The following is a 24031-nucleotide window of genomic DNA, read 5'->3' on the forward strand; positions in this document are numbered from 1 at the left end:
CAGGAAAACTGAAGGCCGGGCGACAGGTCCGGCCTTTTCAATTGAGCGGCTGTGTGCCGCACTCCCGCCCGAAATGATGCGTCTTTAGAGTTCCGTCGTTTGAATTTCGGGCGGCTTTGCTCCTATACTTTTTGTATGAGGTATGAAATACATATTTCATCCATATCAAAATACATGGAATAAAGGAGCAACTCTCATGAATCTGCGGCAGCAAATCGAAAGCTTCGTGCCATATAATGCGCAGGAAGCAAAGGACAAAGAGCTCATCCTCCGCTATATGGACACATTCGACAATCTATTGACCCGCGACAATGAATTCGCCCATTTCACGGCTTCCGCCTGGATTGTCAACAAAGACCGCACAAAGGTGCTGATGATCTACCACAACATTTACCAGTCCTGGTCGTGGACAGGGGGGCATGCGGACGGGGATGCCGATTTGTTGAGGGTGGCCATCAGGGAAGCGAAAGAGGAAACCGGATTGAAGGAAGTCGTGCCCGTAATGGACGACATCTTTTCCATTGAAATTTTGGGGGTGGCCGCCCATGAGAAACACGGCCGGCATATCGCCACCCATGTGCATCTGAATGCGACCTTTTTGCTGGAAGCCGATGAAGGGGAAACGCTTTGCATCAAACCGGACGAAAACAGCGATATCAAGTGGTTTCCGTTGGATGAAGCGGTGGAGGCGAGCACGGAGCGGGATTTGCAGGTGGTTTACCGGAAGCTGAATGAAAAACTGCATTTATTGAAAGAAAAATGATGCGCGATGGAAAAACAAAAAGAACCGCATTGCAGGATGCGGTTCTTTTTGTTTTGCTATGGAGCATACCGGACTCGAACCGGCGACCTCTACGCTGCCAGCGTAGCGCACTCCCAGCTGTGCTAATGCCCCGTAATATCTCAATGTTTTGGCCAATACTTGAAACCGTTTGGCCTTCTTGCAAGCGGAAATTTAATATAGGACAGTCTGTCAGTATTTTATAGCAATACATTAGGATGTGTCAAGAATGCCGGCGCCAAGAAATAAGCAAAGACGCCTTGCAAGCATCAGCTTGAAGAAGGGAATCGCCTTTCGTTGCCGAAATATTGCAAGGAAAACTATTTGACAAGTGGTGTTGCATGAATCTGAAAAAACTGTCCGAAATGGCTAAAAAGCAAAATGACATCATAAGTGATGAAATGGCAAAGGAAATGGGATTTGCCCAAGAAGTTTTGGAAACGATCAAGCAGGTTGCCAACAATAAAGCGCTGTTTGGGGAAACGAAGGCGGCGAAAAAGCTTATATTGTGGCGGGATTAATAATCGCAAAAATAAAATAGTTTCTTCTTTAACTATTGCGCGCGTTTCCGCATTCTGCGGGAACGCCTCTTTTGTATGCCGATGGACGGTTGATTATCGGAAGCAGGGGGCCGTTTAATCAGTCTTTAAAGCCGCATATGCCTTTTAATTGCGTTCAGAAGATCCGGTCCTTTATTTTCCTTTCCACCGATCATTTCTGCCTTATCCCAAAGGATTACCGTATTTATTAAAAATAGGAGAAACGCATGAAAATCAATTATTTCTGTATAATGATAGTTTTTTTCTATTATAATCATAGAAATCTTTTATTAGACGAACTTGACATTCCTCTTTACAATTAGGCTTAAAGGGTTTGTATACTGTCAATAATCCTAATATAGATCCCAATCCTGGTTGAAAGAATTCCATTGCCTCTTTTTTCTAAATATTCTTGAATCGAAGAAAACCAAAATATACGAGGTGACTTGTTGATGGAAAAAATCATAAGCGAAAAAATCAGAAACAAAGCATTCTTGGACAAAATCGTATCTGCCGAAGAAGCGGCTTCCTGGATCCAGGACGGCATGAACCTCGGCATGAGCGGTTTCACATTGTTCGGTGAACCGAAGGAGTTCCCAAGAGCTTTGTCAGAACGCGGCAAAAAAGAAAAATTCAAAGTCAATGTTTATACAGGGGCTTCATTGGGACCTGCAGCCGACCAGGCAATGGCCGAAGCGGGAATCGTGAACTTGCGCGTTCCTTATCAGGCGAATCCGGTAATGCGCAAAAAAATCAATGACGGCGAAATGTATTATATTGACCAGCATTTGTCCCACATGGCGGAGGAAATCCGTAAAGGCACTTTAGGAAAAATCGATTATGCGATCATCGAAGCGGCCGCCATTACGGAGGATGGCCTGATCATTCCAACGGGTTCTGTCGGAAACTCTCCGATTTTTGTCGAAAAAGCCGAAAACGTTATCATTGAAGTGAACTTGACTGCGCCAAAGGCATATGAAGGCATTCATGACATTTACATTCAAAAGGATCAGGGAGAACGCGGCGAAATTCCGATTTACAACGTATCCGACCGCATTGGCGAAATCGGGATCCGTGTAGATCCTGACAAAGTAAGAGGCGTTATTTTGTCCGAACAGCCTGACATTCCTTCCCCATTGTTTGAGCCAAACGAAGAAACTCAGGCGATCGCCGACCATCTGATCGACTTCCTGAACAAAGAAGTGGAAGAGGGAAGATTGCCGATTTCATTGGCTCCATTACAATCAGGGGTAGGTTCCGTTGCCAACGCCGTTCTCAAAAACATGAAAGATGCCCAATTCAGAGATGTGGAAGTGCACTCCGAAGTATTGCAGGACGGAATCTTTGATTTGATTGACGCGGGCATTGTAAAATTCGCGACAGGAACAGCATTGTCCCTTTCCAAGAAACGCGTGGATTCCTTGGCTGAAGACTTGGAAAAATATAAAGACAAAATCATGTTCAGACCTCAGGAAATTTCCAACAATCCTGAAGTCATCCGCCGATTGGGCGTCATCTCATTCAACACTGCGCTGGAAGTGGACATCTACGGAAACGTCAACTCCACTCACGTGAGCGGAACTCACATCATGAACGGTATCGGCGGTTCCGGAGACTTTGCGCGCAACGCACGAATCACGATTTTCGTAACGCCTTCTTTGGCGAAAGGCGGAAAAATTTCGGCGATTGTGCCATTCGTATCCCATATCGACCATACTGAGCACGATGTGGATGTCATCATCACAGAACAAGGCTATGCGGATCTTCGCGGATTGCCTCCGGTGAAGAGAGCGGAAAAAATCATCGAAATCGCCCATCCGACGTACAGACCGCAATTGCGTGCATACTTTGAAGAAGCAAAAGCGAAAGTGGGCGGACAAACACCGCATATTCTCGAAAAAGCGTTCTCTTTCCACACAAATTTGAAAGAAAAAGGGACTATGCTTTTTGAAGAAGAAAAAGTAAAATAAGGTAAAGATGGAAAAGGGTTACGTATCAGACAACGTAACCCTTTTTATATCCAAAAAGAATCAATTCCAGATAAGAGGATGGAAGAATGTTGCGTTTGATCAAACATGATTTGGGGGGACTTAGTTGATCACGAATGAAAAAGCGATTGAGCTGTATGAGCGGAATGAGACGAGAAAATCCTTGGAACTGTTTCATCAGGCAGTGGAGGAGAGCAGAGATGTACAGTCCTTGAACAACCTGGCCTGGATGTACCTTTATGAGGAAGAAGATGTCGACCGGGCTTTCGAATTGATAAAGGAAGCGGTCGAAATGGATCCTGCATCATATTTTCCCTACAATATCCTGGGGGAAGTCTTCATCAAAAAGGAACTTTGGAAAGAAGCGGAAGCGGCATTGAAGAAATCCCTTTCCATACAACCATCCAAAGAAGCCATCAAAAATTTGGCTGCCGTTTATTACAAACTGGGAGAATTGGAATTGGCCGCCAAATACTACTTGCAGGCGGCGGAAAATTCGAACATTGCCATGTACAGCCACATCAAGTGCCTGGTTGACCTCGGCCGGACAAAGGAAGCGAAAGAAAAATTGGACCGTTTCCGAATCATCGACCATGATACGGATGACCATATAGGAGCGATTGAAATAGCGGATTTGTATCTCGACCTGGAATACTATGTCGAAGCGGTCCGCTGGTTCGAAAAAGGATACAATGTCTATACGTACAGCCCTTATTGGATTGGACGGTTCGCCTATGCTTTGTACAAGCTGGACCGCATTTCCCGGCTGGATGAAGTCATCCAGGAAGCGATGGAAAATACAAACAGGGCCATTGAGGAAATTTCCCAAGAAGAAGTGAGCGAAAACTGGACACAGGAACAAAAGAATGATGCCATCGACAACTACACAAAAGAGTACAACTATTATAGACAATTGAAAGGGCGGATTCTGTCGGGGTATGTGCCGAAACTGGAGTTCGAACCGCATTTTACGGGCGGATGTTACCTGTTCGGATGCAAGCGCCACGGGAATCCGGAGTATCAGGGGTACATCAGGCAGCGGAGATGACCAGATACAAGATACAGTCAGTTCAAAAAGTAAAGGGGATTAAGAAAATGGATGTCAGATATCCGATCGGGGAACTCCAAATCCCTGATCCCATTACATTGGAACAGGTGCAAGAATGGTTGAAGGACATTGAGACATTCCCAGCCCGGCTGAAGGAGGCGGTGGACGGGCTGAGCGGCGAGGATTTGGATAAAACGTACCGGGAAGGGGCATGGACGGTCCGGCAGCTCGTCCATCATATTGCGGATGCCCAGTTGAACATATATATCCGGATGAAATTGGCGCTGACGGAGGACAACCCGTCCATCCCGGCATTTGATGAAAACGTATGGGCGGTCTTGCCGGATGCCGGACTGCCGGTGGAAGCGTCCTTGAAAATCATTGAGGGTCTCAATGCGCGGATTGCCGCCTACGCGCGGACTTTGACGGAGGAACAGCTCCATCAAACATACCGCCATCAAATCAACGGCAACACCACAGTGGCGGCCGAGCTGGCAAAATGCCATTGGCACGAAGAACACCATCTGGCCCATATCCAAATCGCATTATCCAGATAAACGGGAATCCGGCCCGCCGAAAGATCGGCGGGCCGGGTTTTTGTTTGTGGATGAAAGGCATTAAGCGGCCGGAAGAATTTGGACATTTATAATGTTTTTTTATTATTGGCAAAAAAACTTCAAACAAGTCAAATTGAAGATAAAGTATAAGCAATATGTATTTGATTAGTCCATGATCATGTTGTAAAATTCACCGGGTTTACAAAATCAACATTTTTGTTTTGATGAAGGCATTTATTATCCCTGCAATGCAGGGCGTATGTCCGGCGGAGTAGGAGATGGTCCGATGCCATGAAATCATTCGATTTTAGAGTATAGTAAATTTCCTGGAATTGCCGTATATTTGAGGAAAAGGAAATTTAAGAGGGTGAAAATGTGGATTTAATGAAAATATTGATTGGGGCCATTTTTATCTTGTCAGGCTCGATTTTGCTGGGCTTGATCCATATGGGCATTACGTTCCATTCCGTGGGATATACGATCGACAATTTCTTTTATAACCTGTACTATACGAAAAACGTTTACCCCTATGTATTGGCAAATCTTCAATTGGTCATCGGCGTCATATTGATCATCCTGGGAATCCGAAGCGGCAGGAAGTCGCGGGCAGATGGGGAGGAAACGGAAGAATAAGCGGTTTACATTCGGGGAAGAAACGCCATTCCCGGAAGCAGGGAAAGCCTGGATGCCTTGCCGAATTGCGGAAAGGTACGGCTGATTGAAAAGAAAAGCGGAAAATGGAGCAGGGAGAATTTGAGCGGACTCAAATTCTCTTTTTTTGTTGTTTGAAACCGTATGCCCATTCCCCAGGCCGCAAATTTTCAAAAAATACATCAGGATGATTGCCAAATATATCGGGGTATGATATATTTATATCAACAGGCGATATATCGAATGACGATAGGTGGGATGAAAATGGACGACAAAGCGCCTCTGACCGAAGGGGTATATTATATCCTTTTGGCCCTTTACGAACCACGCCACGGATATGGAATCATGCAATACGTTTCCGAACTGAGCAAAGGAAGGGTGCACCTGGGGCCGGGCACGGTGTACGGAGCCATCAAGTCGCTTCTTAAGCGGAATTGGATCGCCCCTTTGCAAGGGGAAGGAAGGAAAAAGGAATACGTCATTACAGAGGAAGGAAAACGGGCGGTGGAAGCGGAAATCGCGCGGCTTTCGGAGCTGTATCATAACGGGCTGCTCATCACCGGGGGAGGGAATAAACAATGAAAAAGGTCAAATACCGCATTTTTCTGGATTACGACAAAGAAGAACGGTGGATCAACGACATGGCCGAAAAGGGATGGCACCTCGAGAAATTCGCGCCCGGCCGCTTTGTGTTCCGGAAAGGCGAGCCGGGGGCATACATTTACCGGCTTGAATTCGTCGGCAATCTGCCGAAAGAGGAGAAGGAAGAATATGTCGGGATTTTGGAGGACAGCGGCGCCTCCATTGTCCATGAATCGTTCGGCTGGATTTACGCGAAAAAGCCGGCGGATGGGGGACCATTTGAACTGTATACGGATGCCGGCTCGAAAATCGCCTATTATAACCGCATTTTAAACACGTTCCTGATTCTGTTTTTGGTGGCCATCGGCGGCGCGGGGTACAACTTCTCCCTCGCAAGGATGACGGACATCGAAGCGGTGCCGATCGCTTCAGGCGTTGTGTGCGCATTGTCCGCCTTCATCATCGGCGTGCAAATGATAAAAATCAGCAGAAAAAAGAAGAAGCTGCAGGAAAGCTTTTTTGAATGAAACGGCAGCCCCTTTCCATGACGGGAAGGGGTTTTTGGTTGTGCCGGCGTGGGACATCCCGGATTGCAAGTTCCGCCCCGATAAATGACGGGCAGACCGCAAATTCGCGGAAATTGCGGAATGGAAGTCCGGCCTATCCGGATGCAAGGGGCCGTGGCGGAGCGGGATGGAAAAGCGTTGCAAGCCGATGGGCATCGGGCCGGTGCAGAAGAAGGCGGGCAAATGCAACGGATTTATTACATTTTCTGCTGTTGTAAATGTATGGAAAATAAAGTATATTTGAGAAAAATGGATTTTTGAAGAAGGTGGAAACGTGGAACTATTGAAAGTGTTGCTGGGCGCATTTTTTGTGTTCACCGGCACGATGCTGTTCGGGCTTGTCCATATGTCGATTGCCATTCATGTACAAGGGTACAGGGTCGCCAATATTTTTGACAATCTGACCTGGACAGGCACATGGGCTCCGTTTATATTGAGCATTGTCCAAATGCTCGTCGGCGCCGTTTTGATTGCGATGGGGCTGAAAAGCGGAAAGGCGCAAGAGGAAACGGATGTGGACGAAGAGGCGGCATCGGAGGAAGGATGGGAATAAGGGGCTGAGCCGGCGAAGCGGAAGCGTTTCGAGATGGGAAATGCCGAAGCTGTGCCAGAATTAAGCGAAGAAGAAATCAAAAGTGCGGAGTTTTGCGATTCGCGTGGGCTGCGCGGGAAGGATGCCGATGCGGCCGGCTTCTGAATGAGGTTTCATTTAGGAAGACGGTGGAAAGCCGTTTGCAAAACTCTGTACTTTTTTGTTTGGGGAGTGCATGATAAGAGAAGGACAATTTTTGACGGGGCAGGGGAAGACAATGGAATACTATAAATTTTTGAGACAATATGTGGGAACAAAACCGCTCATTCTGCCGGGCTCGGTGGTGATCATCGGAAACGGTCGGGGAGAGGTGCTGTTGCAGAAGCGTCCGGAAGGCAGATGGGGCCTTCCAGGGGGACTCATGGAGCTCGGCGAGAGCTTTGAGGAAGTCGCCATCCGGGAAGTGCGGGAAGAGATCGGCCTGGAAATCCGCAACCTGAAACTCCTCCATGTTTTCTCCGGCAAGGAATTCTACACCAAAGCCCCGAACGGCGACGAATTCTACAGCGTCACGGCGGTCTTCTACACGGAGGATACGGAAGGCATCCTCGAATTCCAGCCCTCCGAAACCCTCGAAGTCCGCTTCTTCCCTCGAAATCGCCTGCCGGAAAACATGGTGGGGAGTCATCGGAGGTTTGTTGGGTTGGTGGAAAATTTTGATGGGTGAAACTACATCGTATTATTTTTAAGTAACTTTATTTCGATAATAAAAGTGGTTTAGAAGGGCTGAAACTTTTGCTCAGCCCTATATTTATGAATATTAAAATAAGAAGTAGATGCTATTTTTTGTTTTAAGTACCGTAATACTTTATGTGAAAGTAATGGTTAAAAATGATAAGATAATACTTTTAAAATTTGGAATTTTCTATAAAATTAACTGTATATGGGAGAAAAATAAACTCTATTGTGGGATGGGATGTAAATGCAAACATTTACCGCAATGGATTTTATTGAAGGACTAATTGAAAAATATAAAAAGAATGATCGTATAGACTTAAGTGGTATAAAGGAAGAAATGTTTATAAAATATAATATCGATTTATCTGAACAGGTATTAAAGGATTATTGGTGTTATAGCTTTGGCAAAGGCAATAGAAAGATATGAACTAGATCGGGGGGCTGCCTTTTCCACCTATGCAACTTATTGGGTTCGATCTACAATCAAAAATGCAGTTGCAAAGAATGGTTATACTGTTACATTACCTTGTCATATATATGAACTTACCGGAAAAATCATAGAAGCGGAATATGAATCAATTTCACTCTTTAATAGAAGTGATTATCAATGGGTTGCCAACAAGGTAGGGATTACTCTATTGACATATGTAGAAGTAAAGAAGATAGATTATAACTTTTTGGAACTTTTATTGCCAGATAAAATTGGAGTCAAAGAGGAAGAAAACTCATCAATTGATTTGGATGAAATTGATCCTGATAATCACCCTTATCTTCATAATTTCGATTTTTTCTATCCGGAAAGACGATTATTGCGAAAATCATTAATACAAATCTTGGATGAGTGTTTGAGTCAACTTTCTGATAGGGAGAGAAATATCATAAAACATAGATATGGGTGGCATGGCAAGCAACCAAAAACATTGGAAGAACTAAGTAAAATGTATGGTTTATCACGGGAAAGGATTAGACAAATTGAAAATAAAGGGTTACAGCAGTTACGTATAAAACTATTAATGAAAAGGTTAAAGTATGAAGATTTATTATTATAAGATAAGCTATTATATATTTGAATATTATAAAACACGGTATCTGTTTTAATAAATTATTTAATTTTATAAATTAAATTACTGGGTTATAATTTAACAAAATAATAATTATAGTTTTATTTTTTGGAAAATGGGTGTATTTTAAATGGATGCAAAATCAATGTGGGTAAACGAAATAATTCAATCTTTAATGGATCTAGGTGGCACTGGTACACTTAACGAAATTTATGAAAAAATAAAAGAACGAGGAAATATTAATTTAGATAAATATGAAGATTGGCAAGCACAAGTACGGAGAAATATTTATCAGCATTCAAGTGATGCTAAAGAAGGGATATTTAGAGGAAAGCCTGGAGATAGTAGCGATCTTTTCTATTCTGTAAAAGGAAAAGGAAGTGGAGTATGGGGGTTAAGAAATTATTTATCAGAAAATAATGAGTCTATAAGAATAGGTCTTATAAAAATAATGGATGAGTATTTAGTAGAGAAAACAAAACCTTTTAAAGAAAATCCATTAGGTAATTTTGTAAGACACCAGATTACTTCTGAATTCGAAAAATTACCATTTATAAGTGAAAAATATAAAGTTGATGGTTCAGTGGGGACAGGGAAATGGGCAGCTGTTCCTTGGATTGCGATAATGAATACGGAAATTACCACATCTACACAAAGTGGCTACTATATAGTTTATTTATTCAGTGAGGATATGAGAAAAGTATATTTAACTTTCGCCCAAGGAGTAACAAAAACTTCTAAGGTTGAAATGGAGAAAATAAAAAGAGAAATTAGAAGTTTATTGTCACCTAATACGCAATTTAAATACGAACCTAAAATCCAACTTGGTAAAGGTAATTTAGCGAAAAAATATGAAGATTCAGTTGCAATTTATATAGAATATGATAAAAATAATATTCCTTCTGATGAAGTACTTATTCAGGATCTATTTCAGATGGTGAGATTGTATGAAGACTTTGTAAAATTGAAAAAAGGAGAAAGTCAGATAAATAAAGATAATTTAGAGAATACCAATCAGGCTGATACAAATTTGAATTTAACAAATAATGAGGTTTTAGAACATATATACAAATTCATTGAAAGTAAAGGATTATTTTATAGTTATGAAAACATTGTTAATTTATATTTATCACTAAGAACTAAACCCTTTGTTATCATCTCCGGCATTTCTGGAACAGGAAAAACAAAAATTGTTCAACTTTTTGCGGAGGCGCTCGGTGCAACGGAAAGCAATGGCCAATTTCAATTGATTCCGGTACGCCCTGATTGGAGCGATAGTTCGGAATTATTAGGATACGAAGATATTAAGGGGGAATTTGTAAAGAAACCTTTTCTGAAGATGGTAGAACATGCCATAGAATATCCTGAATTGCCACATTTTGTTCTGCTTGATGAAATGAACTTGGCCCGGGTGGAGTACTATTTTAGTGATGTATTGAGTGTCATGGAAAGCCGCAAAAAGGATAAGGATGGAAACTATACTTCATCCCCGCTAATTCAATATAAAGATGAAAATGAAGCCGAAAGAACGTTAATATTTCCAGGGAATCTCTATGTAATTGGAACTGTTAACATGGATGAAACAACCCATACTTTCAGTAAAAAAGTGTTAGATCGCGCAAATACAATTGAATTTAATGATGTTGATTTAATGAATTTCGGTGCTTTTGAAAAAAATGACCATCCATTGGACCCGATTTGGGTTTCTAATAAAGTGTTAGAAGCAAAGTATATTTTTCTTAAGGATGTATTCGCAGAGCATGAGCCGCTTATCCGGAAAGTTTCTGAAATCATCAGCAGGATCAATGATTGTTTGAAGCCTATTTATGCCCAAGTTGGATATCGAGTGCGTGATGAGATTTGTTTCTACATGGTACATAATGCGGAAGCTGGAATGCTTCTTCCGGAAAATGAAGCGATGGATTTTTGCATCATGCAGAAAATTCTCCCGCGCATCAGCGGGACAGAGCATATAGTGCGCCATGTTTTAGAGAATTTGAAGGATGAACTTAGTCAGTATCCAAGATGTATTGCAAAACTTGAGGAAATGAAAAAGAGGTTGGATGAAAATGGCTTCACTTCCTTTTGGCTTACTTAGAAATGAACAGCTTGTTACCATCGAAACCGATGATCTTTATTTGTCCATATCAGGAGACCTTGATTTTGATCGTTATCTTCAAGAGAGTTATAAATCCTTTATCGATCAACATGAAACAATGTATTTTAGTTGCAACGATCTAAATTCAACTGTGAAAATTTATGATGTAACCAGTAGACAATTAGTCGAGCAGCGGCAGGATAAATGTTTTCTGCCGCTTTTCTTTGAAAATGGCAGATATTTAACACAGGTGAAGCCTAAAAGGGAAAATGCGAGAATTCAGTTTTTTCACGAATATGAGGGATTTCGGAAGGCCATCCGTCCGGTTTTAGATACTAATATTTTAAGCGGAATTCTTTATTTCCAAAATGAAGTAGGGTTCAGTAATTTTGAAATTCGAGATGAACAAGGTAACACGCTTTTATCTGTTGTGATGGAAGTATATCCGGCAAAATTGGATTATAAGAATGACTATCGAGCCATTATAAAAGAAATCAGCGAAATCCTTTATATTGCCTATGATTTTATTAAACGGACTTTTTTAAAAGGTTCTGCGAAAGTCTATCAAGAGCCGACAGGGACTGAATTTTACAGGCTGATTGAAAGACATTTTGATGATTATATGAAAGCGGTAAATTTTGTGGAACAGAAACCCCATCACCGATTGATCACCGTTTATGAAGAGGTTCGAGGAGATCGATTAAGAAAACAGGATACTGTTGGACGGGCTTATTTGAGAAAAAATGCAAAACTCCTTGAAGAAGTGAAAAAGGGGATAGCTTTAAATGGGAAACAATTAATGCCGATTAAAGGTCTCCTTATGAAAAAAATTCATACTTATGATACCCACGAAAACAAGATATATCAAAATTACATTGGAGCGTCTAAAGAGCCGCATCGAAAATTTATTGGAAGTGATTCAGAAGCCAAAGTTTGATATAGAACCTGATCAAGAAGTAATAAAACTTCTGAACAAAATGAAGAATCAAGTTTTAAAGAAACTGAAGACTCCTTTTTGGCAAAATATCGGCCGGTTGGATCGCCCGGTTATGAGCATGGTTTTGCAAATGGACGGAGGAACCAGGTGCGGCCCTCTTTTACAAACTCAATCCCGGTTATGAGCATGGTTTTGCAAATGGCCCCGGGTTACCGGGATGTCTATCAAATTTACGCAACTCTGTCTAAAGGGATTATTTTGAGTGGTGAGATTTATAAAATGTCCATTAAAGATATTGCAAAGCTTTATGAATATTGGACTTTTTTGAGATTGGGAAAAATCCTTCAAGAAAAATGTGATGAGATTGATCAAGATATTATAAAAACTACTAGTGATGGGTTGATTGTTAATCTTTCGGAACGCAGTGGAGCAACAAGAATATTCAAACATAAAACTACTGGCGAAATTATTAAGCTACAATATCAATACTCTACGGGAAAAAGTACAACGGTAAGGCAAATCCCTGATACGATGCTTATGATTGAAAAATTGGGCAGAGACTACGATTATATGTATATTTTTGACGCGAAATACCGTATCAATTTTGGCGCTGAAGAAAGCCCATGGGGACCGGGACCGATGGAAGATGATATCAACACAATGCATCGATATCGGGATGCCATTGTGGCTGAAAAAGAAGGAAGTTATGAACGGATTGCATTTGGCGCCTATGTTTTATTTCCGTGGAATGAAGAAGACAAATATAAGGAGCATCCATTATTTAAAAGTATTGGAAAAGTCAATATTGGCGGCCTTCCATTTTTGCCGAAAGCGACAGATTTAGTTGAAAGCCTTATTGATAATTTATTGAATAAAACGGCCGATGAACTGCAGGAAGAAGAGATATTGCCAATCGGAACGAAGGAGTTTTTGTATAAAGATGATTCGGAATATGTATTAGTTGTTCCCCTTGGGAATTCAAAGGAATTAACCGTTCGAATAATGGAAGAAAAGTTGCCAAAGCGGTGGAATAGAGCGAAGAAAATAGCTTTGTGCACTTCAAACGGCATCCATCATGAGAGTTTTATAAAGAACATTATCCGTGATGGAAAACATATTGTTTTTGAAGTTGAAAGCTGGCCGTCGCCATTGAATGAGATTAAATCTAATGGTTACACATTAGCGGAGCCCATTTTGATTAAAGAGCATCTTTATCATGGTGCATATACAATACCTGAACTTTTACTCGAAGATAATCTCCAGCGCCAGTTTTTGAAAATGTTAAAAGAGGTTGCTGGTCATGTAGATATTGGGTTGAGCACAAAAGCAGTTGCACAAAATACGAGAATTTCATTTTTTCAAGTAGGCAACCATATATTCCATTGGGGAAGCAAGTCGTTGTTTCATGAATATAATGGAAACATCATCAAGGAGATTTCATTAAAGGAATTAGAAGAAAATCTGTTTGAAATGTTTAAAGAGCTGGCAGCCAATATTTAGCTGCCAGCTCTTTTTATACAGAGTAAACTCATCTTTCCTCCAACGGATAAATATCCACAAGGTAAGGTCTTGGTGGCAACAGTTTTCCGTTTCTGTCTCGGACAGGGCCGTAGAAGATGCATTGGCCTTTCCGCAAGTTTTTCAGCTTGGATTCCCATTCTTTGCGTTCGGCGTTGTTTTGGGTCAGGTTCTCCGCGATGGTGGAGATTTCGTTCTCCATCGGGGCGAAGTACACTTTTACGGCCGCGTTTTGCAGGCGGCTGATGGCATCGCTCGAGAATCCGCCTTTCAGGAATTGGGTCGAGAACCATCCGGACCAGCCGAATTTCCGTCCTTCCACCAAAATTTTGGAGCTCGGCGCATCATTGCCGAAGTCGAGCCGTTGCGCTTCGTCCAGCACCACCGGGAACGGCAGGTTTTTGTTGCCGTGCTGCAATTTGTAGTACCACAAATCCCACAATACAAATTCCGTAATCATTTTTTGGACGTCCGGTGAGTAGCCTGTCAACTGGATAATGAACACTTTCCCTTTTTCCTTTTCTAAGAAGGACCAGTCGAAGTTTTTCTCGTAGTCGAACGGATTTTTGTCGATCAACAGATTCATTTGCGAAACGGCCGTCTTCGCAGGATTGGATCCGTCCTCCTCCAGCAGCTCCCGGAGCAGTTGCAGATTCATCTTTTCGTCGTATCGCGACATGCCTCTCATGACCGCCTGATAGATGGCATTGAGCTGTTGGATGCCGAGGGAAGGGTAGATGGATCCGATGACGTTCTTGATTCTTTCCGCCACATCCGAATCATCTTCCAGAATGACGATATCCTCGTCGAGGATTTTCTGGTTCCGTTTGAACGGATTGATTGGAAACTTTTTGGCCAGAACGATGAACTGTTCCAAATTGGCACCCAATTTGGCTTTGAATTCCTCTTCCAATTGGGACTTCTTGTATCCGTCCGTATAATCGATGACAATGCTGGAAATGCCGTGTTTCGCCAATTCCCAGAGCAGACATTGGATGAAGTAGGTTTTTCCTTGGCCGGACCGGCCTGTAATGGACAGGTGGCGGTTCGCAAGCTGCGGATTTCCGAATTCCCAATAGAGGGTCTGGTTTGAACCGGAAATCGCGCCGATTGGAATGCGAATCTCCGATAATGGCGACTTGGCGGCTGATTTCTTTGTTAATTCTTCATCGTTTGAAGAATTGTCGAGAATGTAGCTGTCGTTCTCCTTTTCTCCGACCAGCCCTATATGATGATCGGGCTCATCATATTTAAATGGCGGAGCTTCTTCGTTGGAAACCGGTTCTTTTTGTCCGTCATTGCCGCCGTTTTCCGGAATCCCAGACGCGTCCGACACAGATTCCATTTCATCCCTCACAAGCGGCTGAACGGCATTTTCCCTCAGACTTTCCTTTATTTGTTCAGGAGCATATTGGTTGTAGAGCAGCTTTTCCGGTATGAAATCCATGAAGCCGCTTAGCATTTTGTCCAAGATCTGCTGGTTGTCCATCACCAAGCCTGCATAGGCATCTTCTTCGATGAAGCTGAGTTTAAGGATGTTGTCCTCCAGTTCAGCGGAACGGAATCCGTAATCTTTTCTGAAGTTCAGTACGGCACCCTGGCCGATGTATTGTTCGAGATGCCGCGCGATCGTGAATCGGTCGTTCAACAATTTCACTTTCAGACTGTGGACCCGGTTGTATTTTTCATCGGACCATAAACCGTTTGAATGCAATTTTTTGGCGTTGGAAAGCAGGATTTGGGCAAAGAAATTCCGGAAGAATTTCTTTTTGAAGCTGTTTTCGCCCGGCTGATCGATCAACGCCTCTTTGAACAGTCGGCTCGTCTTTTCGATTTGGATATTCGCTTTTGCCGTCTGCAGATTGCCGATTTTGACTTCGACAGGATAAACATGCAGATACAATGCATCGTCAATTTCTTCGATGCCCATCAAAAGAATGTCATCGCTATGTTTGCCTTTCGAATTTAAATTTTTCGCGGAGAAAATGGCTTCCGATTTGTTGAGTTTCGTTGCGGATGCCACCCGCAAAATTTCTTCCAGTGAAATCGGAATCCAAATGATATTCGAATGGTGGAAGTAGCATTCCAAATATTTCATGGCGGCGATGATGCTGATTTTTTCCCTTGCGAAATGACCTTTGCTGCCGATGATTCTCAATAGCCATTCCCCGTTTATGGAATTGAAGGATTTGATTGCCAGATCGATATTCTCGTCGGATACTTTCACTTTTTCGGACAGATAATCCGCAATCACTTTTTTGTACTGTTTTGATTTATCGGTAACCGTGATGGCATCGTATGAATCGGAAGAAGTGTATTGGTCGTTGTAATGGATGACCAGAATGTCCGAACTTGACTGCTGGAAAAAGTCCAAGTCCACTCCCGGGTCGATGAAAGTGACCCAATGGGAAGCTTTATAAATCTTATTCAACAGCGATTTTCCTTCTGTCGAAGTGCTGAGTACGATTGATTTGTTTTTTGTGTAGGAATTCATTCCTTCATTTTGCATGTTGTAAGAAAGTTCATTGTAGCATGCAGCCAAGGTGATCAAATCGTTTTTCTCTTCCGGAGCGTTCATCAGGCCGAATCCGGAACGGTAGTCGGAATCGCTGGCGATCGATACCACCGACGAGATCATGCCGTTTAACGAGATGCCGGTTTCCAGTTTGTCGACCGGATGTGAAGCATCGATGTCCTGGGTCGGAATTTTATAGAATGATATATGGGCATAAGAGAAATCGGTATTCGGCGTAAGTTCCATTTTGTAATAATTGATGTGTTCCCTGATGATCCGCAGCACATCAACCGGATCAAAGTCTTTGGAGCTGAGGCTGATATCGAATTCCGTCTCCACTTTATCCGGCGTTTGAAGGGAAGAGAAGATTTCGAAATGGCTCGGGGAATCGATGTCCTCGCGGTACAAACCTACCTGTACCGGAATCATGCCGCCTGGGCCCCTGGATTCCAAATGCTTTTTCAGGAAATTGCAAATACCTTTGACGACTTCCCTGTCATTATGAATTTGAATAATGTTCAGGAACAACGGAGAATGGGAGCTTTCCAAAAATAGATAATCGAAGTGCTGGATAAACTGTTTCATCTTTTCTTCCACGACGTTCGCCAAATATTCGTTTGCCGATCCGACCGTCACCAATTTTTCCGGCTCGTATTCATGCCATTCCGGATATTTGGCGTTCATCGTCGGTCTGTATAGCGAATTTTTGTCCGAATAGATGAACGGCAGGAGGTTTCTCGGATGCAGTTTTTCAAGGATGGTACTGTCCAGTACTTCATCGCCGATCGTGTTTTCAAGGTTCAATTGATAGACCACATTCAATGGATGCAAAGGTGTGAGCCATATTTTTTCGTTTTTCTTGATTGTTCCGAGTTTAAAGATATTTTTTTGCGCGGTTGATAAAAGCGAATCTTCCTTGATGGACTGGATCGCTTCAATTACCGATGACACATAATTTTTTGCCAAAGTCTGCAATTCTTCATCCATATAAGCCAGGCTCGGCAGTCGATTATGGCCGGAGAAGTAGTCAAGGTATGCGCGGTAATGGTCCAATATTTCTGCAGGCAGGGCGGAATCCGCGACCTTTTCATCATCCGCAATGTAAAGATATTTGTTCTCCACCCATTCTTTCTCAAGCAGAAGGATGTTTTTAAAATCTTCGTGCGGATAATAGGTGGCCGTTCCTTGTTTCAATCTGTCATTTTCAAGATAAAAATGTTCGCGTTTTTCCCTTTTCAATTTCCATACTCTTCCGGCCGTAATCGGGTAGGATTTGATATCGGTATCTTTAAACTCGAATGTTAAGTATTTTCCGGCAACCGATAAATTAAATGTCAATGAATCGTCTTCCCAAGCGGAAGAATTTACGGAAATGATCAGCTTTTCGTTTGGATTTTTTTGGACCGTTTCATAAGGCTCTTTTATCTCATGCGGAATTTCTGTTTCGCCGGAGCCAATGGCTGTTTTCTCGTCTTCATATTTGAGCAATATATGCTGATCCGAACCCTTGATGACCACTTCATAGATGGATTCAATGCCTTCCAACTCTTTTTCGGGGAATGGCACGATGCAAAAATTGAATTCATAGCGGGATTGGCTGTCGCCATTATGTTTATATACGATTTTATAAAACGCGACTTCTTCGGAGCAGGGAAGGGTGACTTTTAATTTCTTCCCGCTGACACTGGCAAAAGGGGCGCTTTTTTTATCGATAAATTGTTTTTTCAGATAATCATCAAATTCAAATGTCATCTGGATAGCCGGATCTTTGTTTTCATTGAAGACGATGATATGTCTTTTGCGTTTGCCTGCCTTTGTTTCCAATTGCGGTTTTTCCCAATATGTAACATTTTTGTTCAGCTTTTTGGTTTCATCGCTTAGATATTGGAAGGAATGTTTTACATTGTCATAGGCATTGTTTACTTGGGCAAACTGTGTTTTGTACCAATCTTCTTTCTTCAGTGCCGGAATGATTTTTTCGTCAAAATATTTTTCGAGTTCAGTGTCCAACGTTTCATAATCATGGATTCTTTGGACCGTCTCAAACAGACGGTGGTTCTTGTCCAAACGCTCTTTGATTTCTGACGGTTTCAAATAGCAGTTCTTTCCAAGCTCCTTGTCCGGAAATAGATTGAGCGATTTGAAGTCTTCTTCGGCAACGATTCCTTTGTTGATCAGCGCGATGATATCCGCGTAATCCCAGATGGATGTTTGGATAACAAGATCTTCGAGCTTTCTATCCAAGTGGAATTTGATGATCTCTTTTTCGGAAACAGAAAGCGCATTGTTGAAGTCAAGTTCTTCTTTGATGAAATTGGTAATGCTTCTTACATTGAACGGCATCCCTTTTTGTTGAAGGTCTTTGCTTCCTCCGCTGATACTGTCCAGGGACAGATGGGAAATGCTGATCAATGCGGTATTTTTCCAATCGCCTTCCTGATCGCTTGCCAAATTCCGCAAAGTGACCAAAAAATCAGGTGTAATGCCATTGATTGTAGCGGCAATGACCACTTTGATTCCATCGATGTTCAATGCAAAGGTTTCATAAGGCGTTCCGTGTTCATGCTGGTAAATAAATTCCTCGGATATCGGAAGGCTCCTTAAAGCTTCATAAAATTCTTTTACATGTTGTTCATAATCGAATTGAAGATAGAAACGTTCTCCGCCTTCAAGCTTCTGGCCTTTTAAAAACTCTACAAGTTTGTTGGACATATATTCATAAAATTGGTTTAACATATTGTGCATCACCACTGTCGCTTCTTTTCTCGATTAAGTTTAGTTTGTTGAACAATTCGATGATTTCCTCTTGGGAATATCTGTCGAAAAATACCCCGCGTCTCTCAAATTCCTTGAACAATTGTTTTAAAGATATTTTTTCTTTTTTGACCGAAACGGCGGTCAATAAAATCAGGAAATCTTGCGAGACATTGAGCGTGTTCCCGAGAGACCCGCGGGATTTGATGAAATATAATTTTCCTATCTCATTGATTGCCAGAGCGTACCGATACCTTGTTTCCAAAGGCAATCCTTCGTTTAACTGATGTTGAAGCTGTCTTATGGCATCCTCCAAAGTGGACATTTTCCGGATTTCCTCGTTGTTCCCCAAAACGATTTCCGTGTATTCTTGTGTCCATGTGTAGATATCTTCCAATATTTGTGCTTGTTTTTCTTGGCCAAGTTCATTGAAGATAGCCTGCAATTCGAGATAGTTTTTATTTTCGGTGCCAAAAATAAAGTTCAAGTGTTCCAGGGTATTCACATGGGTCAACAATTTTCTGGCATTGGCAGTGATCTGTTTGTAACCCGTTGTCACAGCCCTTCTGCTGCGGTTTGTTTTTTCCCAGTCCAGATTATAATAAACCGGAGTGGGGTGATCCGGATCCATCTTTTCAAATTGATTGAGTTTCATTGTCATTTGAGTGATGGAATAGAAATAGTAGTAGGCAAAGAATAGATTAATGTGATTCATGAAAAATTCCCGGTTGGTTAACAGAATTTTTAAATCTTCCAGGAACAGTTCGCGGATGAACGGAAGGGCAGGCGAATACTTCCGTTTTATTTCCGATTTTTCCAAAGCCGGCAAATGCTCGATGATGAGGCGTGACAGAACGTGTTCCGAGCTGCTCACCGCAAAAAAATCACTGAGAATATCTTCGTTTTCTCCAATCAATGAATCATAAATATATTGGGCAATTTCGCTTTCCCCGACCGATTCTTTTGATTCGGAAAGGGGAATGTATTTATAGATGATCGGATGAAATATTCTCATATTACCGGACTGATATATAAAGGTATCTACTATCCTTTCCAAATGGGGCTTATCTTCGTCGTCGGCCATGACGGTGTCGCAAATGCTCCTGATCAAACTGTCTCTTTCAATGGATGCGGACTTTACTCCGGCGATATTGCGAAATAGCTGCCCCAGTACAGGAGAGAATCCGTTTTTAAACTTCGCTCTTTCGGGATTTCTTGTCTGGAAGGGCAGAAACGCAGTTTTCTTGTTAATTGTATGCTTCAGTGTCTTCTTTCCATTTGTTTCTTTGACATTTAACGATTTTCGCAAATCCTCTAATCCGTGCAACTAAATCACTGCTCCCTGCTAAATGAATAAGATTCGAATTCTTCATTGTATTTAATGGTGAATGTCAAATGATGCTCCATGTCTTTGACAAGGATTTCTTCCACTTGTTTTCCATATGGAAGTAGTTTGTCAATAAAATCGATAAATTTGATTGAATCTTCCTTGTTTTTCTTGTTCAATTTATAGCCGTTCAGTACTTTAATCACCATTTCATATAATGGGAAATCGATTTCTACTTTGTGGATTTCATTGTGCGATTCGCATTTGAATCCAAGCAGTAGGGTAGTGGTGAATCTCTCCACGTACTCTTTAGCGTTTTTATTGTCGATGGTAATTACGGACGGCTTTAAAGTCAGAGGCTCGGCAATCCGGATTTTGCCTCCCTCATCGTCGATAAAGATGTAATTGTTTTTTGGGCTTCCTTTCCATAAATAGATGGCTTTCTGAATTTCGTAATATAAATCTTGAAGCAAAGGTTTCTTTCCGGAGTTATAGGCATACAAGTATTTCATGTATTTTGAATAAACATCATCTTTGAAAAATACATTTAGATGCGACTTGAACAAGAAGGCTGCCCTAATAAAGAGTTCACATAATTCGCGTTTTGTATCTTTATCGAGATAGGCGATGTCGTCGACGGTTTTTAAATGATTGATCCATATTTGGGCTGAGGAATCAAAAATGATATCCCTGAAAAACATGTAAAAGTCTCCGGAATTATTCAGCTCTATCAAATGTTCGTCGACTTCTTTGACCCTCATGTGGATCGGGTCATGTTTGGCCAATATTTTCAGCAAATAGGATTTCTCGGTGCCTTCAAACAGCAAGTTGGGCAACAGACTTTGCAGCATGTCGATAAAGTCCGCTGTCCGCAGTTCGTCCACAGTGTTTGGAACCAGAATATCATATATGAAATTGAGCAATTCCCGGGTTGAAATGATGACCTTATCCTTGATAATCGTTTTAATGATTAATTGAATGATTTGCTGCTGCAAGGACGGAGATGAAAACATCTCGTAATTTATAAGAAGAGGCTTTGCGACATTCGCTTCCCTGTCTTGCAGATAGGCCTGGTAAAATGGGTTGTCGGCCGTGTTATCCGTTATTTTTTTGAATAATTCGGTTAAATAGCCGGAAACCTGACCGTTTGCGGTCAACTCGAAACTTTTATAGTCGGCAAAGTTGATCAGCTTGAAATGTTCGTGTTCAGGAGGCATTGAAATCGTATTCGAATCGAAAACATTGGCATTTTGTATAAACTCTTTCAGTTTGTTGTATTTGGTTTCCGCATATTCGGATTCGATAAAATTGTTCAATACGCCCAAGTTGATTGCAACAATCAGCTTTTCTTTGCTTGACTCGATCCGTTCATCCGAAAAGGCATCCAATACCTCCGCAAGCGTATCCAGCGAATTTTTTCTCGGGTCGAAACTTTCCGTGGCATCATTGTGGATTTTAAATTGATCCATCAGTTCCGGATATTTGGTGGAAAAATAGCTGATCAAATGGGATTTTCCATCACCGACGCTTCCGCAAAGAAGGATGAGTCGGCTATTTTCGGCTTTTGCGCATTCACGCAAATAATTTTCGAGCCTCTTCTCGATTGGCCGGGACACATGCAAGTATTGTTTAAACCCGCTCAGACCTTTGTAACCTTCAACCGCATCTTGGGAAGACTCCCGCAAACGGTTCAGTTGGAATAACAATCTGGAACCATGAAGTTCGGGCAGTTCATCAGCCGAAACGTCTTGGTCGGGTGCAGTCCTGATGGTGCTTTTGTTCAAGAATTCCGGAAGAAGTTCCTTTAATAAATTTTTCACTGTGTCATCGAGAGTTTCCGGCTTTGGATCTTGATATTCCGGAACTTGGATATCATAACTGACATAGGATTCCATGAACCATTTCAGGGTGCTGTATAAATTGTTATGTACTTTAAGGCCATCCGCGATAGGGGTTTTTCTATCATCATGAGCCGCCCTATTGCCCATTCGCCGAATCCGGTCGAACAGTTTGAATAATTCTTCGTCAATCACCCCGTAGTTTTTTAACAGGACTAATCGCTCGGATTGATTCGTATATTCCGGGTACTCGATTTCTTCGAATTTATAAACATCTTTTATAACAAGTTCGGTCAGTTTTCTGGCCTTTACAAGAGAAGCATCAACGTCTTTGAAAAGTAATGATTCAAATTCTTTGGCAAGCGTCGCCCAGTCGGGATTATGTGCTTTTATAAATTCAAAAGCGGTTTCCTGTTTTTCCATACCACACCACCATTAAAATGTTTTAATTATTGTTATTATAATATAGAAATCTTTAAACTTTTAAGGCAAGTAATGGAATATCAGAGTTTTTACAACTTGAGAAAAGGTTATATCTATTATATAAACAAATAAATTATTTCGAGAAATTGAATTTTTATATTTTGATAAAAACAGCAGATTATTTAATGTATCGGATAAAAATGTTGCTATTAAAGGGTCAGGCAGGAGAAAAGAGAGAAGAGGATTGAAAGGGAGACATATTTACCGGACAGTTTAATATATAAATACGAAAGTCTCCCGGTTCTTCTCGGGACCCATTTTGCATCGGCGCGTGATGCCAACCGGATTCATCCCCAAAATCGGATTCTTCGTAAATTCCCTTTCTCCCAACCCGGATAAAATAATTCCGTCAAATTTCCCGTTTTCTATCGAAAAATTCCTCGTTTTCGAGTATGATACTATTCATAGCAACAATTTCATTAAGCGGAAGCGCTGGTCGGCAAAATGAAAGAATATTCGTACATTTGCAAGCGTTTTCTGTTGACGAGGAGGAATGGATATGTCCACTAGCCAAGAGGTTCAACGTCTATATGAAACATTGATCGATGCCTGGAATCGTCGGGATGCGGAAGGCATGGCGGCGCTGTTCGGGGAGGAAGGGGTGCAGATCGGTTTTGACGGAAGCATCGCGACCGGCAGGGAAGAGATTCTTTCCCATCTTGCGCCCATTTTTGAAAGCGGTCCGACGGCTTCGTATGTGGGGAAGGTGAAGGATATCCGCTTTTTGGGGAATAATGTGGCGCTGTTGCGCGCCGTTGCGGAGATGGCGGCGTCCGGGGAGGCGGATGCCGGGAAGGACGCCAATGCCCATCAGACGGTCATCGCTGTCAAAGACGGCGGCCGATGGTCCATTGAATTGTTCCAAAATACTCCGGCGACGGAGCTTTCGGAAGCCGTGACGGAAGGGCTGCGCCAATTGCTGCTGGACAAGATGCGGCAGCCGGGATGATGGATGAGGCAATCCCCAAGTTGCATTGGATTGCCTCATTTTTTTGACCGGATGCCGCCGATTCTTTTGGCAGGTCCCGTCTTTCCGAATAACCGCTCCCATCCAAATGGAGTCATAATTTCTTTTTTCCATAATACATTGTGGTAATAGGGGTGTCGCCGGCTTGCTGATTGCGGCGCTGCTGGCGGCGTTTTCGGCGGGCGGTGCACATGCATCCGCCGGTGGAGGTGCCGGATGTCCTTTGCGGATTGCGTTCATCGGCGGGATGCCCGTGCCGGTATTCGCCAAGTTCCTTCCGAAACGGCTTCCTTTTTCCATCATCTATCTCATCGCCTCCATTTTGTGGACGTTCATGTTTTTACGGGGAAAACGGGAAGAGGGGAGGCCTCCGTTTCATCCCTGTTCAATGGTGCCAAATGGTCGATAGCGCGGGTTCCCTTCCCCCGTTTCCCCTCCGCCATTGCCCATGGCGCGTGCCGTCCCGCCCCGGCTGCCCGTTTGGCGAAGACCTTTCTTCCCCCATCTTCCGCCGGATCCTCAAATTCATCCGAAATCCCAATCATCTGAAG

At 42.4% G+C, this 24031-nt stretch carries 22 protein-coding genes and 1 tRNA gene; 19 read left to right on the top strand and 4 right to left on the bottom strand.

The features are described from left to right. The first annotated feature begins 196 nt into the window (after positions 1-196). On the top strand, positions 197-763 hold the full coding sequence (locus tag FKZ59_RS02475) for an NUDIX hydrolase (protein ID WP_141601152.1): 567 nt from the start codon (positions 197-199) through the stop codon (positions 761-763). Positions 764-822: 59 nt separating this feature from the next. Here the strand turns inward: FKZ59_RS02475 and FKZ59_RS02480 are convergent. After that, positions 823-895, bottom strand: a tRNA-Ala gene (locus FKZ59_RS02480). A 227-nt stretch (positions 896-1122) separates the two neighbouring features. On the opposite strand from FKZ59_RS02480, the gene FKZ59_RS02485 reads away from it, so the two are divergent. The 16 genes from FKZ59_RS02485 (at position 1123) to FKZ59_RS02560 (ending at position 13578) form a co-directional block, all read left to right on the top strand. After that, the gene (locus FKZ59_RS02485; protein ID WP_141601153.1) at positions 1123-1302 is read left to right on the top strand and encodes a hypothetical protein; all 180 of its coding nucleotides are present in this window, start codon (positions 1123-1125) and stop codon (positions 1300-1302) included. A gap of 470 nt (positions 1303-1772) precedes the next feature. After that, positions 1773-3290 (top strand): succinate CoA transferase, encoded by a 1518-nt coding sequence (locus FKZ59_RS02490; RefSeq protein WP_141601154.1) that lies wholly within the window; start codon positions 1773-1775, stop codon positions 3288-3290. Between the two features lie 124 nt (positions 3291-3414). Next, on the top strand, positions 3415-4356 hold the full coding sequence (locus tag FKZ59_RS02495) for a tetratricopeptide repeat protein (RefSeq protein ID WP_141601155.1): 942 nt from the start codon (positions 3415-3417) through the stop codon (positions 4354-4356). 47 nt (positions 4357-4403) lie between these two features. Then, entirely contained in the window at positions 4404-4913 is a 510-nt protein-coding gene (locus FKZ59_RS02500; RefSeq protein ID WP_141601156.1) for a YfiT family bacillithiol transferase, read from the top strand. Positions 4914-5288: 375 nt separating this feature from the next. After that, on the top strand, positions 5289-5546 hold the full coding sequence (locus tag FKZ59_RS02505; RefSeq protein ID WP_141601157.1) for a hypothetical protein: 258 nt from the start codon (positions 5289-5291) through the stop codon (positions 5544-5546). A gap of 282 nt (positions 5547-5828) precedes the next feature. Continuing rightward, positions 5829-6146 carry a PadR family transcriptional regulator gene (locus FKZ59_RS02510; RefSeq protein WP_141601158.1) on the top strand — a complete coding sequence of 106 codons (318 nt, stop codon included), beginning with the start codon at positions 5829-5831 and terminating at the stop codon, positions 6144-6146. Beyond that, entirely contained in the window at positions 6143-6673 is a 531-nt protein-coding gene (locus FKZ59_RS02515; RefSeq protein ID WP_141601159.1) for a DUF2812 domain-containing protein, read from the top strand. The genes FKZ59_RS02510 and FKZ59_RS02515 overlap by 4 nt, the downstream gene beginning before the upstream one ends. 120 nt (positions 6674-6793) lie before the next feature. Then, entirely contained in the window at positions 6794-6973 is a 180-nt protein-coding gene (locus FKZ59_RS02520; protein WP_141601160.1) for a hypothetical protein, read from the top strand. A gap of 13 nt (positions 6974-6986) precedes the next feature. Then, entirely contained in the window at positions 6987-7265 is a 279-nt protein-coding gene (locus tag FKZ59_RS02525) for a hypothetical protein (RefSeq protein ID WP_141601161.1), read from the top strand. A gap of 256 nt (positions 7266-7521) precedes the next feature. Beyond that, the gene (locus tag FKZ59_RS02530; RefSeq protein WP_141601162.1) at positions 7522-7971 is read left to right on the top strand and encodes an NUDIX hydrolase; all 450 of its coding nucleotides are present in this window, start codon (positions 7522-7524) and stop codon (positions 7969-7971) included. 255 nt (positions 7972-8226) lie between these two features. Beyond that, entirely contained in the window at positions 8227-8409 is a 183-nt protein-coding gene (locus FKZ59_RS02535) for a hypothetical protein (protein WP_141601163.1), read from the top strand. Then, positions 8384-9031, top strand: coding sequence for a sigma-70 family RNA polymerase sigma factor (locus FKZ59_RS02540; protein WP_181733144.1), 648 nt, complete (start codon positions 8384-8386; stop codon positions 9029-9031). Before FKZ59_RS02535 ends, FKZ59_RS02540 begins: the two co-directional genes overlap by 26 nt. Before the next feature lie 142 nt (positions 9032-9173). Then, entirely contained in the window at positions 9174-11141 is a 1968-nt protein-coding gene (locus tag FKZ59_RS02545) for an MrcB family domain-containing protein (RefSeq protein ID WP_246045783.1), read from the top strand. Then, positions 11113-12078 (top strand): DUF2357 domain-containing protein, encoded by a 966-nt coding sequence (locus tag FKZ59_RS02550; protein WP_181733145.1) that lies wholly within the window; start codon positions 11113-11115, stop codon positions 12076-12078. The genes FKZ59_RS02545 and FKZ59_RS02550 overlap by 29 nt, the downstream gene beginning before the upstream one ends. Further along, entirely contained in the window at positions 11981-12262 is a 282-nt protein-coding gene (locus tag FKZ59_RS15185; RefSeq protein ID WP_141601166.1) for a DUF2357 domain-containing protein, read from the top strand. The genes FKZ59_RS02550 and FKZ59_RS15185 overlap by 98 nt, the downstream gene beginning before the upstream one ends. Then, positions 12226-13578, top strand: coding sequence for a DUF2357 domain-containing protein (locus tag FKZ59_RS02560; RefSeq protein WP_141601167.1), 1353 nt, complete (start codon positions 12226-12228; stop codon positions 13576-13578). The genes FKZ59_RS15185 and FKZ59_RS02560 overlap by 37 nt, the downstream gene beginning before the upstream one ends. A 28-nt stretch (positions 13579-13606) precedes the next feature. On the opposite strand, the gene dptH is transcribed toward FKZ59_RS02560, so the two are convergent. The 3 genes from dptH to dptF are packed head-to-tail and all read right to left on the bottom strand — an operon-like array spanning position 13607 to position 22453. Then, the gene (gene dptH / locus FKZ59_RS14880; protein WP_246045785.1) at positions 13607-18847 is read right to left on the bottom strand and encodes a DNA phosphorothioation-dependent restriction protein DptH; all 5241 of its coding nucleotides are present in this window, start codon (positions 18845-18847) and stop codon (positions 13607-13609) included. Next, positions 18828-20192: a DNA phosphorothioation-dependent restriction protein DptG gene (gene dptG / locus FKZ59_RS02570; RefSeq protein WP_141601168.1), complete on the bottom strand. Its 1365-nt coding sequence runs from the start codon at positions 20190-20192 to the stop codon at positions 18828-18830. Before dptG ends, dptH begins: the two co-directional genes overlap by 20 nt. A 5-nt stretch (positions 20193-20197) precedes the next feature. Next, positions 20198-22453, bottom strand: a complete 2256-nt coding sequence (dptF, locus tag FKZ59_RS02575) for a DNA phosphorothioation-dependent restriction protein DptF (protein ID WP_141601169.1) — start codon at positions 22451-22453, stop codon at positions 20198-20200. Between the two features lie 553 nt (positions 22454-23006). Between dptF and FKZ59_RS02580 the strand changes: the two genes are divergently transcribed. Continuing rightward, complete coding sequence (locus tag FKZ59_RS02580) at positions 23007-23462, top strand: SgcJ/EcaC family oxidoreductase (RefSeq protein WP_141601170.1); 456 nt, start codon at positions 23007-23009, stop codon at positions 23460-23462. Positions 23463-23696: 234 nt separating this feature from the next. Continuing rightward, positions 23697-24029, top strand: coding sequence for a hypothetical protein (locus tag FKZ59_RS02585; protein WP_141601171.1), 333 nt, complete (start codon positions 23697-23699; stop codon positions 24027-24029). Positions 24030-24031 lie beyond the last annotated feature (2 nt).

Source organism: Ureibacillus terrenus, from assembly GCF_006569205.1.
GTDB lineage: Bacteria > Bacillota > Bacilli > Bacillales_A > Planococcaceae > Ureibacillus > Ureibacillus terrenus.